9 protein-coding genes are annotated in these 13,090 nt (G+C 65.7%); 5 read left to right on the forward strand and 4 right to left on the reverse strand.

The window, feature by feature from the left end:
* Window positions 1–603 carry a TetR/AcrR family transcriptional regulator gene (locus tag ABNK63_RS10620; protein WP_350015594.1) on the reverse strand — a complete coding sequence of 201 codons (603 nt, stop codon included), beginning with the start codon at window positions 601–603 and terminating at the stop codon, window positions 1–3.
* A gap of 109 nt (window positions 604–712) precedes the next feature.
* Between ABNK63_RS10620 and ABNK63_RS10625 the strand changes: the two genes are divergently transcribed.
* The 5 genes from ABNK63_RS10625 (at window position 713) to ABNK63_RS10645 (ending at window position 6,196) form a co-directional block, all read left to right on the forward strand.
* A complete protein-coding gene (locus ABNK63_RS10625) occupies window positions 713–1,510 on the forward strand; it encodes a M48 family metallopeptidase (RefSeq protein ID WP_350015595.1) in 798 nt (265 codons plus the stop codon).
* Between the two features lie 115 nt (window positions 1,511–1,625).
* A complete protein-coding gene (locus ABNK63_RS10630) occupies window positions 1,626–1,961 on the forward strand; it encodes a YXWGXW repeat-containing protein (protein ID WP_007806056.1) in 336 nt (111 codons plus the stop codon).
* A gap of 211 nt (window positions 1,962–2,172) precedes the next feature.
* Complete coding sequence (locus ABNK63_RS10635) at window positions 2,173–3,276, forward strand: Glu/Leu/Phe/Val dehydrogenase dimerization domain-containing protein (protein WP_350015596.1); 1,104 nt, start codon at window positions 2,173–2,175, stop codon at window positions 3,274–3,276.
* A 138-nt stretch (window positions 3,277–3,414) separates the two neighbouring features.
* A complete protein-coding gene (locus ABNK63_RS10640) occupies window positions 3,415–4,959 on the forward strand; it encodes a phospholipase D family protein (protein WP_350015597.1) in 1,545 nt (514 codons plus the stop codon).
* Window positions 4,960–5,038: 79 nt separating this feature from the next.
* On the forward strand, window positions 5,039–6,196 hold the full coding sequence (locus ABNK63_RS10645; protein WP_056715690.1) for an isovaleryl-CoA dehydrogenase: 1,158 nt from the start codon (window positions 5,039–5,041) through the stop codon (window positions 6,194–6,196).
* 153 nt (window positions 6,197–6,349) lie between these two features.
* On the opposite strand, the gene ABNK63_RS10650 is transcribed toward ABNK63_RS10645, so the two are convergent.
* From ABNK63_RS10650 to ABNK63_RS10660, 3 genes are all read right to left on the reverse strand, one after another.
* Window positions 6,350–8,416 carry an enterotoxin gene (locus tag ABNK63_RS10650; protein ID WP_350015598.1) on the reverse strand — a complete coding sequence of 689 codons (2,067 nt, stop codon included), beginning with the start codon at window positions 8,414–8,416 and terminating at the stop codon, window positions 6,350–6,352.
* A 125-nt stretch (window positions 8,417–8,541) separates the two neighbouring features.
* Complete coding sequence (locus ABNK63_RS10655; protein WP_350015599.1) at window positions 8,542–9,789, reverse strand: RICIN domain-containing protein; 1,248 nt, start codon at window positions 9,787–9,789, stop codon at window positions 8,542–8,544.
* Window positions 9,790–9,902: 113 nt separating this feature from the next.
* Window positions 9,903–12,842, reverse strand: a complete 2,940-nt coding sequence (locus tag ABNK63_RS10660) for a TonB-dependent receptor (protein ID WP_350015600.1) — start codon at window positions 12,840–12,842, stop codon at window positions 9,903–9,905.
* Window positions 12,843–13,090: the final 248 nt, after the last annotated feature.

Genomic DNA, 13,090 nt, shown 5'->3' on the forward strand with positions numbered 1-13,090 from the left:
TCAGGTTTGCCAGCTGCGCCACAGGCGCTCGAAGGCCGCGCGGGTGCACTGGCCGGCTTCGTCGAATCCGAACAGCCCGGCGTCGTGGTGCAGGCCGAGCATCAGGGCGTAGATCTCGAAGGCGAGCTGGGCGACCTCGGTGTCGCTGCGCAGGTGGCCCAGTTCGACCGCCTGGGCGATCGCCTTCTGCAACTCGTCGCGCCAGCCCGATTGCTGCCGCACCACGCCGTCGTGCAGCGCGCCGTCGCGACCGTCGTATTCGCTGGCGGCGGACAGCAGCACGCAGCCGCTCTGGTGCTCACGCGCCCATGCGAACCAGTTCGCCACGATCGCCCGCAGCCGCGGCAGGCCGCGTGGCTGTCTCAGGGCGGGCATCAGCACCTGGCTCACGAAGCGGTTGCGGCCGGTGTCGAGCACGGCCAGCTGCAGCTCTTCGCGCGAGCCGAAGTGGGCGAACACGCCACTCTTCGACATGCCCACATCGGCGGCCAGGCCGCCGATCGACAGGCCTTCCAGCCCGTCGCGACGGGCCAGCGCGTAGGCGTGGTCGAGGATGGTTTCGCGGGTGGTGGCGCGTTTGCGGGGCTGGGTGGCGGTGGTCATGCGACGGAAAATAGCACGATCGTTCGTGCATTTCATCAACGCGATGTTGATCCCGGCCGTGATTTCCTGCGGTTATGCTCGGAACACGACCGTCCTCGGGGGATCACGCATGAAATACCGCCATCTGCTCGCCGCGCTGGCCGCCACGCTGCTGGCCGGCTGCGCCACCTCGCCCACCGGCCGCTCGCAATTGATGATGGTGTCGGACAGCCAGATGAGCCAGATGGGGCTGACCGCGTTCAACGACATGCGCAAGCAGGGCAAGTTCGTCGACGCGCCGCGCGAGCGCGCCTACGCCACCTGCGTGTCCAGCGCGCTGATCGCGGTGCTGCCGCCGCCGTGGAACACCCAGCAGTGGGAGGTGCAGATCGTCGACGACGACAGCGCCAACGCGTTCGCCCTGCCCGGCGGCCGCATCGGCGTGAACAAGGGCATGTTCAAGCTGGCCAGCAACCAGGATCAGCTGGCCACGGTGCTGGGTCATGAGTTGGCACACGTGGTGGCGCGGCATGGTGCGGAGCGGGTGTCCGACAACATGGCGACCCAGGCCGCGGTGGCGGCCGGCACGATCTACGCCGGCACCCGCGGCACCAATGCCGGCTATGCGGCCGCCGCGCTGGGCATCGGTGCCGAGGTGGGCATCCTGCTGCCGTTCTCGCGCACCCAGGAGAGCGAGGCCGACACGCTGGGCCAGCGCTACATGGCGCAGGCCGGTTTCGACCCGCGCGCCGCGGTGACGCTGTGGAACAAGATGGGCGCGCAAGGTGGCAGCAAGCCGCCGGCGTTCCTGTCCACCCATCCTGCGCCGGGAAATCGTGCGCAGGCACTGGACCGGCAGGCGCAGCAGCTGCTGCCGGTGTATCAGCAGGCTCGCAGCGGCGGCCACGCACCGGCCTGCCGGCTGTAGTCGCGGGCAGGCCGGGCGCAAGCTGAACGGCCTGAGGCAGGCGGGTCAACTGCGCAGCGCGGCCATCGTTTCCCTGACTGCCGACCGACGACTCGGCCAAGACCAGGAGATTCCGATGACCCGTACCCCACTGAACCTTGCCCTGCTGGCCGGACTGGCCCTGACCTTCGCCGGCGCCACCTACGCGCCACCCGCCGCCGCCCGGACGCAAGTGGCGGTGGGCGTGCAGATCGGTGTCGCGCCGCCTGCCCCGCGCTTCGAGCGGGTACCGCCGCCGCGCCGTGGCTACGTGTGGGCTCCCGGCTACTGGCGCTGGAGCCCGCGCGCCCACCGTCATGTGTGGGTCGGTGGTTCCTGGGTGGTGGTTCGCCCCGGCCATCACTATCGGCCGGCGCACTGGGTGCGTCATGGTCACGATTGGCGTTTCCACCCCGGCTACTGGGGCCGCTGAGGCGCCCGCGCGGGCTCCATACGCCAGCGGCTTGCTGCGCCGCGGCACCACCTGCGGGGGCGACGTACTAAACTTGACGCTTTGATTCATCGCCCCGGCTCCGGTCGGGGCGATGAGTTTCCGGCGTTTCCCACCCCCGGCGGGGTGCCACCCCTCCCGCCACCCTCTGCAGATGCCCATCGGCACCGTAAATCATGGAGTCACCGTTGCAATGATCTTTGAAACCATCGAAAAGACGGGTCACGAAGAAGTCGTCTTCTGCCACAACAAGGACGCCGGCCTGAAGGCCATCATCGCGATCCACAACACGGTGCTGGGCCCCGCGCTCGGCGGCCTGCGCATGTGGCCGTACAAGACCGAGCAGGAAGCGGTGAACGACGTGCTGCGGCTGTCGCGCGGCATGACCTTCAAGAACGCCGTGGCCGGCCTGAACCTGGGCGGCGGCAAGGCGGTGATCATCGGCGACCCGAGCAAGGACAAGTCCGAGGCACTGTTCCGCGCATTCGGCCGCTTCGTCAATTCGTTGAACGGCCGCTACATCACCGCCGAAGACGTGGGCATCGACGTCAACGACATGGAATACGTGTTCCGTGAAACCGAATACGTCACCGGCGTGCACCAGGTGCATGGCGGTTCGGGCGACCCGTCGCCGTTCACTGCCTACGGCACCTTGCAGGGGCTGATGGCCGCGCTGCAGTTCAAGCACGGCAACGAGGACGTGGGCAAGTACAGCTACGCCGTGCAGGGCTGCGGCCATGTGGGCGGCGAGTACATCAAGCTGCTGCGCGAACAGGGCGCCAAGGTGTTCGTCACCGACATCAACAAGGACGCGGTGCAGCGCTGCGTCGACGAGCTGGGCTGCGAGGCGGTGGGCCTGGACGATATCTACGATGTCGATGCTGACGTGTACTCGCCGTGCGCATTGGGCGGCACCGTCAACGAGCAGACCATCAACCGCATCAAGGCCAAGATCATCTGCGGCCCGGCCAACAACCAGCTGGCCACCGACGAGATCGGCGACGAACTGCAGCGTCGCGGCGTGCTGTACGCACCGGACTATGCGGTCAATGCCGGCGGCGTGATGAACGTGTCGCTGGAAATCGACGGCTACAACCGCGAGCGCGCGATGCGCATGATGCGCACGATCTACTACAACCTGGGCCGCATCTTCGAGATCAGCAAGAACGAAGGCATCCCGACCTACAAGGCCGCCGACCGCCTGGCCGAGGAGCGCATCAGCGCGATCGGCAAGATCAAGCTGGCCCACATGGGCAATGGCGGCACCCGCTTCCAGGGTCGCATGCGCGGTCAGTAAGCGTGTCACCAGGGGCATGCCGGCAGACCGGCACGCCCCGTTTCCGCAAGGGCCTGCCGTCGATCACGGCAGGCCTTTGCGCATCTGCGACAGCCCACCAATAATCGGAAGCCGGAGGTGCCAGGGATGCGCAGGATCATGATCTGGATGGGTTGGGCCGTGCTGGCCGTGGTGCTGCTGGTCGCCAGCGGCCTGTTGCTGGCCGACCACCTGACCCCGCGCGCCAGCGGCGCCGCCAGCACGACCCTGCCGCTGCAGGCGGCACAGACTCCGATCGATCGCGAACTGGCACCGTATCTCGCCACCCGCCCGGGGCAGACCGCGGCGACCCTGCTGCATGACGGCCTCGACGCCTTCGCCGTGCGTGCCGCTTCCGCGCGCATCGCCGGGCGCAGCTTGGACCTGCAGTACTACATGTGGCACGACGACCTGGTCGGTCACCTGCTGGCGCGCGAGGTGTACGCCGCGGCCGAACGGGGCGTGCGCGTGCGCCTGCTGATCGACGACATCAACACCAAGGGCCTCGACCCGGCACTGCTGGCGCTCGATGCGCACCCGAACATCGAAGTGCGCCTGTACAACCCGTTCCGCAACCGCAGCGGCGTGTGGCGATTGCTGGAGATGGTGCAGCGCTTCTTCAGCGTCAACCATCGCATGCACAACAAGGCGTGGATCGTCGACGGCCGGCTTGCCGTGGTGGGCGGGCGCAACATCGGCGACGAATACTTCGATGCCTCCAGCCGGGTGAACTTCCGCGATCTGGACATGCTGCTGGCCGGTCCGGCCGTGGCTGATGCCAGCGGCATCTTCGACGCCTTCTGGAATTCCAGCGCGGCGGTGCCGATCGCCGCGCTGAACCCGCAGACGCCGCAGGCCTTGCATGCACTGGCCGCGCGACTGGCCAGCGAATCGGCACTGCCCGGGGCGCGGGACTACCTGCGCCGGGTCGCCGCTTCGCCGTCGGCACAGCGGCTGGTCAACCACGAACTGTCGGTGCACTGGAGCGCCAGCATCGTGGTCGCCTCCGACCCGCCGTTGAAGTTCCGTTCCAGCGATCGGGACAGCTGGCTGCAACACCGCCTGATCGCACATCTCGACGGCGCGCATCGCGAGGTATTGCTGATCTCGCCCTACTTCGTGCCCGGCACGAACGGCACGGCGACCCTGGTTGGGCTGGCGCACGCAGGTGCACAGGTCGGCGTGATCACCAATTCGCTGGCCGCGAACGACGTGCCGGCCGTGCACAGCGGCTACGAGCGCTACCGTCGCAAGCTGCTGCACGGTGGCGTTGAGCTGTTCGAGATCCGCCGCAACGGCCCCAAGCCAAACCAGGGCCTGTTCGGCAGCAGCGGCGCCAGCCTGCATACCAAGGCGTTCGTGATCGATGGCGAACGCGGTTTCGTCGGTTCGTTCAACATCGACCCGCGCTCGGCCAACCTCAACACCGAAATGGGCGTGCTGTTCGCCGACGCGGGACTGGCGCAGGACCTGCGCCAGGAATACCTGCGACTGGCCGCGCCGGCGCTGAGTTACCAGGTGCGCCGCGCTCCGGATGGCTCGCTGCAGTGGCTGGACCGCAGCAGCCAGCCGCCGCGCGTGCTGGACCACGAGCCCGACGCCGGCTGGTGGCTGCGCGCCACCACCCGCGTGATGAGCTGGCTGCCGATCGAGTCGCAGTTGTAGTCGCTGCGGTCGTGGTGGCGCGTCATGCGCTAAAATCGCCGTTCTGCATGCCTTGTCCTGCACACCCATGGAGTTCGTGATGCGCCCGTTTCCGCTTGGAGAAGACATCGACCTGCTGCGCGAATCCGTGCATGCGTTTGCGGAAAAGGAGATCGCCCCGCGCGCCGACAGGATCGATCGCGACAACCTGTTCCCGGCCGACCTGTGGCGCAAGTTCGGCGAGATGGGCCTGCTCGGCGTGACCGTGGCCGAGGAATACGGCGGCAGCGGCATGGGCTTCCTGGCGCACATGGTGGCGATGGAGGAAATCTCCCGTGCGTCCGGTTCGGTCGGGCTTTCGTACGGCGCGCACTCCAACCTGTGCGTCAACAACATCTTCCACAACGGCAACGAGGCGCAGAAGCAGAAGTACCTGCCGAAACTTTGCAGCGGCGAGTACGTGGGCGCGCTGGCGATGAGCGAGCCCGGCGCCGGCTCCGACGTGGTCGGCTCAATGAGCTGCAAGGCCGAGCTGCGCGGCGACGTGTGGGTCGCCAACGGCAACAAGATGTGGATCACCAACGGCCCGGATGCTGACGTGCTGCTGGTCTATATGCGCACCGCGCCGCGCACCGCCGGCAGCCGCTGCATGACCGCCTTCATCGTCGAGAAGGGCATGAAGGGTTTTTCCACCGCGCAGAAGCTGGACAAGCTGGGCATGCGCGGCTCCAACACCTGCGAGCTGGTGTTCGACAACTGCGAGATCCCGGCGGAGAACATCGTCGGCGAAGTCAACGAAGGCGTGCGCGTGCTGATGAACGGCCTGGACACCGAACGGCTGGTGCTATCCGGCGGCCCGATCGGCCTGATGCAGGCGGCGCTGGACCTGGCCCTGCCCTACGTGCGCGAGCGCAAGCAGTTCAACGCGCCGATCGGCACGTTCGGCGTGATGCAGGCGAAGATCGCCGACATGTACACCGCGCTGCAAAGCTCACGCGGCTTCGCCTACATGGTGGCGCAGCAGTTCGACGCGGGCGTGAAGTCGCGCATCGATCCCGCCGCCTGTCTGCTCAACGCCTCGGTCAACGCGGTGCAGGTGGCACTGGAAGCGATCCAGACCTTGGGCGGCAACGGCTACATCAACGAGTTCCCCGCCGGCCGTCTGCTGCGCGACGCCAAGCTCTACGAGATCGGCGCCGGCACGAATGAGATCCGCCGCATGCTGATCGGCCGGGAGCTGTTCCACGGCAAGGCGTGAGGCGAGGACGCCGATCACGAGCCATCGGCGCCGGCACACCATATCGACTTCCGCCGCATGGAGATCGGCCGCGAGCTGTTCCACGGCAAGACGTGACGAGATCTGGTGCGAATGACCGGCGTTTCCGCCCGATCATTCGCACCACCCGGAGTATCAGGATCCTGCCGCCACCGGCGTCAGCTCCAGCGTCAACACCTCGAACGGCGCCAGCGTGACCGTGCCTGGCTTGTCCGCATCAAGTGTCATTCCGGGCTTGGCCGCATCGCTTTTCCACGCACTGTGCGCATGGAAACGGCGCACCGCGTCAGCAGGAAGTTCCAGCTGACGTTGCAGGTCGATCACCGCCAGCTGCGCGTGTTCACTCGGATTGCGCAGGGTGATGATCGACTTGCGCGGCGACCACGCTGCCCAACCGTATACGTCGAGCCGATCCGGATCGCCGCCGATCCAGTGTGTGTCGCGCAGCACGTCGGCGTTCGCGCGCGACCAGTTCGCCGCTTCGGCCAGCACGTCCCAGTCGTGATCGCTCAGCAGCGACGGCGTGATGTACAGCTCCTGCAGCTCGGTGCCGCTGGCGAAGTACGAGTGCACCTCGTTGGCGAAGTCGTGGCCCGGATCGGTGTTGAGCTTGCGGTTTTCCTTCGCGTAGATGATGCCGTGGAGCATCAGCGAGTTGATCGGGAACAGCGGGCCCTTCAGCACGATGTTGCGGTAGGTCTGCGCATCGCGATAGGTGATCCACTGCTCGCGCGTGCTGCCGACACCGGTTTCGCTGTCGTCCTCGCCATCGCGCCAGATGGTGTCGGCGTAGCGCAGCCAGAACGGCGACGCCCAGGTGCCGGTGGTGAGGTTGATGAAGGTGTCCGGCTTGGCCGCGCGGATGTCGTCGATCAACTGGATCGCCGCCGCGAAGTCGCTGTCGAAACGGCTGCCCGGGAACACCTTGTCGGCGTTGCCGGTGCCGTCGAACTTGAACTGGTTGATGCCGTCCTTTTTGACCAAATCCATCACCGCGTCGTGGAAACGCTGGTAGTACTTCGGGCCAGACAGGGCCAGGCCACCGTCGATGATTTCGTAACCCGCCTGGGCACCGCGCTCCGCGCGCTCCTTCGCGGGCGGGCCGTAGCCGCCCCACGGCGACAGCCACACGCCCGGCGCGGCGCCGTACTTCGCGGCGGCTTCGCGCAGCGGCACGAAACCTTGCGGAAAGTCCTTGCTGAAGTGCCAGCTGCCGCTGCGGTCGTCCCAGCCGTCGTCGAACAGGAACGAATCCAGTTTCACGCCGCGCTTCACGTACAGCTCGGTGCCCACCATGTTGATGCGGTCCAGCGCCTGCGCCTCGGTATACGGCGTGAAGTAGCCGATGTCGTACCAGGAGTTGTAGTGCAGGAACGGCCGGTACGGATGCGCCCGCTCGCGCTCGACGTAGCTGGCGAAGTCGCGCCGCAGCTGGCCGTCGCGCACCACGCCGACCACCGCCGAATAGTCGACGGTCTTGCCCTTTTCCAGCGGCAGCGTGCGCGTCAGCGTGAGCTGCACGTCGTTGTGCCGTACCGTGCTGTCCGATTGCGGGTTCTCGAAACCGAGGTAGACGTTGCCGGCCACCACCGGCGAGCCGTTCACGCTGCCCACCACCTCGGCATCCACCAACTGCGTTTCCAGCAGCGACACCTTGGCGATCTTCTCGTCCTGCTTCAGCGCGGCGATGCTGACCACCTCGCGCAGGTAGGCCGAACCGTCACGCTGCACCAGCTTCCAGTCCACCCGGAAGCGGCCATTCGCGTCACCGAAGCTGGCCTCGACGGCCTTGCCAGGCTGGCGCATGGCAAGGCGCGAAGCCTTCGCGTCCACGGGCAGCGGGTATGCGCGTGGCGGCGACAGCAGCTTCATGTCGGAAGCCTCGATCGTGCTGCCGTCGGCCAGCAACAGCGCGAACGGCGCGGGCACGGCGAACGTCCGGTCGTGCGCCCGGTCGGTCATCGTCATGTCGACGAGCCGCGTGCCATCCAGCTTCCACGCCGCCTCGATCGCGGCGTTGCCGAAGCGCTCCACGCCGTGCCGATCGGCGAAGGTCGCTGCGCCGGGTTCGAGTACAGCCTTGTCCCGGACGGTGCCGTCACCGGCGTGTGCCGTGCTGAAACCCGTCAGCGCGGCCAACAGGCAGGAAGCCAGCACGCTCATGCGCGACAGGCGAAAGGAATGCGGATGCGTTGCTGCCATGGTTGCCTCTCATGTTGATTCATTGATATCCACCCGCCGGTTGCGCTGGATGCCCGGTGCCTGTGCGGCTTCGCATGACGATGGGCGATGGCGGCATCGAGCGACAGGTCGCCCTGCGGACACGCTTACGGCTGCCTGGGTATCCACTGCTGATAGTCGGACGAATCGCAATCCGCCAGATTCACCGTGCTGTTCTGGCCGGCATCGCCGGCTGCGTTCAGGCATTGATCGGAGCCCACGTTTAACCAGGCCTCCGAGCCCGGCATGTAGAGCCACTCCTGGCTGCTGTCGGCGGTGCAGCTTGCGGCAAGTACGGCACTGCTGCCGTTTGCCTGCAGGCATACGTTGCGATCGATCAGATTCAGCCGGTTGCCGACATCGTTCGCCAGCAGCTGGTTGCCCACCGCCCAGGACGAGCTGTCGCTGCCCGCACAGATATTGAGACCAAGGTGGTTGCCGCCCAACGTATCCGCGCAGTAGTGCTGGACGCGGTTCCGGGCGATGAAAGGCGCCCCGGGCGGCTGGTTGATGGTGGCGATGGCCGTCTTGTCCGGGTTCATCATCGAACTGGCGATGGACGCGCAATCGCCATAGGTTTCTGTCGAGGCGTTGTTGGTTTGCACGGCATTGCCCGCGGGGTCGTACATGACCGGAGCGTAGAACACCGCCGTCGTGGGCGGCACCTGGGAGCAGGAGGAATACTGCTGCGATCCCTGGGTGAAGTTTTCGACGAACTGCGGCACGACGGCCTGCAACAGGCCGTTGCCCGCCGGCGAGTGGATGGTTCCGATCACCGTGGTCGTGCCCATGTCTTCATCGGTGATGGAGGCCTGCCACAGGTAGTTTTCGCCGGCGTCGGCCGCGCCCGCGGGGATCGTCGTCTTTCCCGTGTACTCCACGTGCAAGGTGTACCTGGTCCCTCCCCTCCACGCCGGCTCCTTGCTGCCTTTGGTGGTGAACAGGCATTGGGTGCCGGTGCCCTCGCCACCGAATGCCCGGCATACCGCACCGGGGGCGGAGCCGGGTTTGTCGACATTGGAATCGTAGGTCTGGCCGAAGATCGAAAAGAGAACGGTCTTGGTCTTTTTCGAATTTTGCTGGATCCCGGCATAGCCGCCCTGGTTGACGTTGACCGTCCAGAAGAACTGGGTGGCGTAGAACGTATTGCCGTTGTTGCCAGGCTCATGGGTCACCCGGATGGAAGCATCGATCCCGTTGTAACCGTACAAGCCGTCGGCATTCGCGACGGTCGAGGCGGGGTAGTAGTAGTGATTCGCCGCCATGCCGCCCGCAATCACGGCGTGGGCCGGGCCGGCCAGGAAGGCTCCGATACCTGCAAGCCCATAGGCGAGATGCAACAGATATTTTTTCATGGGATACCTCGATGGATAAGCGAAGGTGATGCCGTCGGCCGCGTGGCGCGGGAGCGTGGTTCGCGGACAATCAGCAGGGGCGGCGCACCGTGTCGGCGCGACGCCCCGCGTCCTCATCGAAAGGTGTAACGGGCGATCAGCATCGTCGTCCGCGGTGCCTGCCAGGTTGCCGCGCCATAGCTCGGGTTGAGGATCGGCGAGCCATCGTTCTGGAAACTGCCGGTGTCGTAGCGCTGCTCCGCATCGATGCCACCCTGGCGATTGGTGACGTTCTGCACCTGCAGATCCAGGCTCAGGTGATTGGAGTCGTTGATGGCCCAGTCGTAGCCCACACCGAGGTTCCATTGCCAGAACAGCGGCGTACGCCCGGCCGCGCCCAGCGGTGCCGGTACGTTGTTGCAGAAGTGGCTGGCGGCGCCGTACTGCTCGGCGGGGTTGTCGATGTCCGGATAAGTGCCGAGGCAGTTCTGCGGCGTGCCGGTGGACAGGTCGAACGTGCTGCCGATACGCAGGCCGGTCGCGAAGTAGTAGATGCCGTTGAGCTTGAGGCTGTGCCGCACGTCGCCGGCCAGGTTGCCGGAGCTGTGCTCCATCAGGCCGGGGAAGTCCCACAGGATCTGCTCGGACGGTCCGCCGTTGGTGCGCGTACCCAGGTTGAGCAGACCGTCGTAGTTACCATACAGATGCGCCCAGGTGTAGCTGAGGTCGAGGAAGTACGGCTCTTCGCTGTTCTGCGTGTGCGTCAATTCCAGCGTGAGGTGGACGTACTTGCGCGTGGGCGCCGGGCCAAACACGCTGCCTGGCACGGTCAGCGATTCCAGCTTGCCGTCGCCGTCGTAGTCGCGCATGAATACCTGGGCGATGCCCGGGTTGATCATTGGGCAGCCGCTGGAATCCTCGTAGTCCGGGTAGCCATGGGCCTGCGCGTAGTCGGTGATGCCCTGGGTGTAGCAGGTGTCCTCGATGGCGCGCTTGAGCGAGGAGTAACCCAGCTCGGCCATCGACGACCAGCTGTTGCCCAGCGTCTTCTGCACGTACACCTGGAACTCGTACTGGTACGGCGCCTTGATGTTGGACGTGGCGACGTTCGCGGCGCTGGGCGCCTGGCCGTTGATCAGCGTCTCCTGCGGACCGATCTGGGTCAGCCCGGTCGGCGCCTGCGTGTTCGGATCCCTGCCGCCGTAGGTGTAGTAGCGGTACCACTGGGTGACGGCGCCAGCCGCACCGTTGTTGACGCTGGACGGGATCGGGATGGTGTACTTGCCGGCGTTCGCACCGACCTTCATCGTGCTGTCGCCGTACACATCCCACGACACGCCGAACCGTGGCGACAGCAGCGGCAGGTGCCAGAAGTTCTGGCCGTTGACGTTCTTGTTGATGAAGGTGTCGTCGCGCAGGCCGGCATACACGATCCAGCGGTCGGACGCCTGCCAGTAATCGTCGATGTAGAACGCCTTGTTGACCGTGTAGAAAGGGCCGCCGGTGCTGATGAAGTACTGCGCCACGTAGCGGCCATCAGCCGGTGCCGGCGAACCGTTCGGCAGCACGCTGCCGGGCTGGGTGTAATAGGTCCAGTCGCCGCCGTCGGTGGTGGTGCTGACGTTGTTGATGAAGTGTTTGTAATGCTCGCCGCCGATAGTGATCTTGTGGTCGCCCAGGTTCCAGGTGAAGTCGCCCTTGAAGCCGCGGCGCCAGTAGGCGAACGGATACAGCTTGCTGCTGGTGGTGGTGAGACCGATGTTCTTGTGCACCTGGGTCACCGGATCGACTTCGATCACATAAGGCAGGTTGGTGCCCGAGGTGGAAGTCGGGCTGAGCGAGGACTGGCTCAGGTATCCGCCCATCAGGCGCAGGCTCATGCTGTCGTTGATCTGCCAGTGGTAGTTGCCGATCAGGAACTGGTTCTTCACCTGGGTCGAGGTCCAGCCTGCGTACGCGCCTTGCGAGGACGGATCGTAGTCGCGCGTCAGGCTGTACCGGTTGTTGAACGTGTTCTTCCAGTCACGGTTGCCGACCACGTTGAACGACTGGTCGGCGTTGATGTTCCAGGTGAGGTTGAGCAGCCCGTTCTTGTCGCGGTTGGCCGTGTCGATGTGCCGGTTCTGCGTGTTGCTCTGACTGGTATTGGCCGGCGAGTTGCCCAGCATGGCGAAGAAGAACAGCTTGTCCCTGACCAGCGCACCGGATGCGAACAGGTACTGGTTGGCCACATTGGCGCTGTGGCTGTTGGAGGAATTGAAGCGGTAGTAGTCGCCCTGCGATGTGCGCGAATCGCGTGCATGCGGGTTGAACCACGAAGTCGCCGGCGTGAAGTACAGCGAATAGCCTGCCTGGAACCGGTTGGTTCCCTGGCGCACGGTGGAGGCGATCGTGCCGCCGGTGGTGCTGGTCCAGCTCACGCCCGCATTGGCGCTCAACACCTGGGTCGAGGTGATCGCCTCGGCCGGCAGGTAGGTGGCACCGAGCCCGTTGTAGTCGTAGGTGCTGTCGAATTCGTTGTAGTAGTAGCGGTTCTCGGCCGGACTCGCGCCGCCCATCTGGATCAGGCCGGTGGTCTGGTTGTCGTACTTCACCTTCGAGCTCAGCAGCGCGACGCTCTCGGGGCCGCGCCCGGTCGGCAGCTGGTTGACCACGCTCATGCTGTAGTTGTTGGAGAACTCCGGCGTGCTCACGTCGATCGGCATCACGTCGGCATCGATGGCTCGTCCGGACACCCGAATCGCGCCGAGATTGGTGGCGCTCGCCGACGCGGTGGCGGCGGCCTCGACGCCGGAAAGCGCCGGCACCATGGTCTGCACGTTGGCACTCACCACGACAGTGCGGGTGCCGATGGTGGAGCCGTCCTGCAACACGGTGACGGTGTACTTGCCCGGATTGAGGCCGCCCACGTTGTAGCGCCCATCGCTGTCCGGCTGCAGTTCGCGGTGGTAGCCGGTAGCCGGATTGGCTACTTCGAGCGTGACATGACTGCCGCCAGGCTCCCTGCCATACAGGCCGCCGGTGATCGATTGCGCCTGCGCGACATTCGCGCCCAGTGACACCAGCAAACCCATGGCGAGCAGCGTTCGCCGCAAACCGTCAGCCCTGTTCCCGGCGCCCGGGTGTGCGGCAGCGATCAACAACTTCCTGCTCCTGCCCGCGACGGTGAAACCATCATTCTTTTCAGCATGCATTGAAATGCCCCTCACGTAGTTCGTTGTCGCCCTGCGCAGAAATGCCCTCCCCTCTGCCACAGGCGGTTGTGGTTATCCGTGGGAACACCTCATGCCCACGAACTCGCTTGCACGTTCTCCAGAATTTC

It is taken from the genome of Rhodanobacter sp. IGA1.0 (genome assembly GCF_040208325.1).
GTDB lineage: Bacteria > Pseudomonadota > Gammaproteobacteria > Xanthomonadales > Rhodanobacteraceae > Rhodanobacter > Rhodanobacter spathiphylli.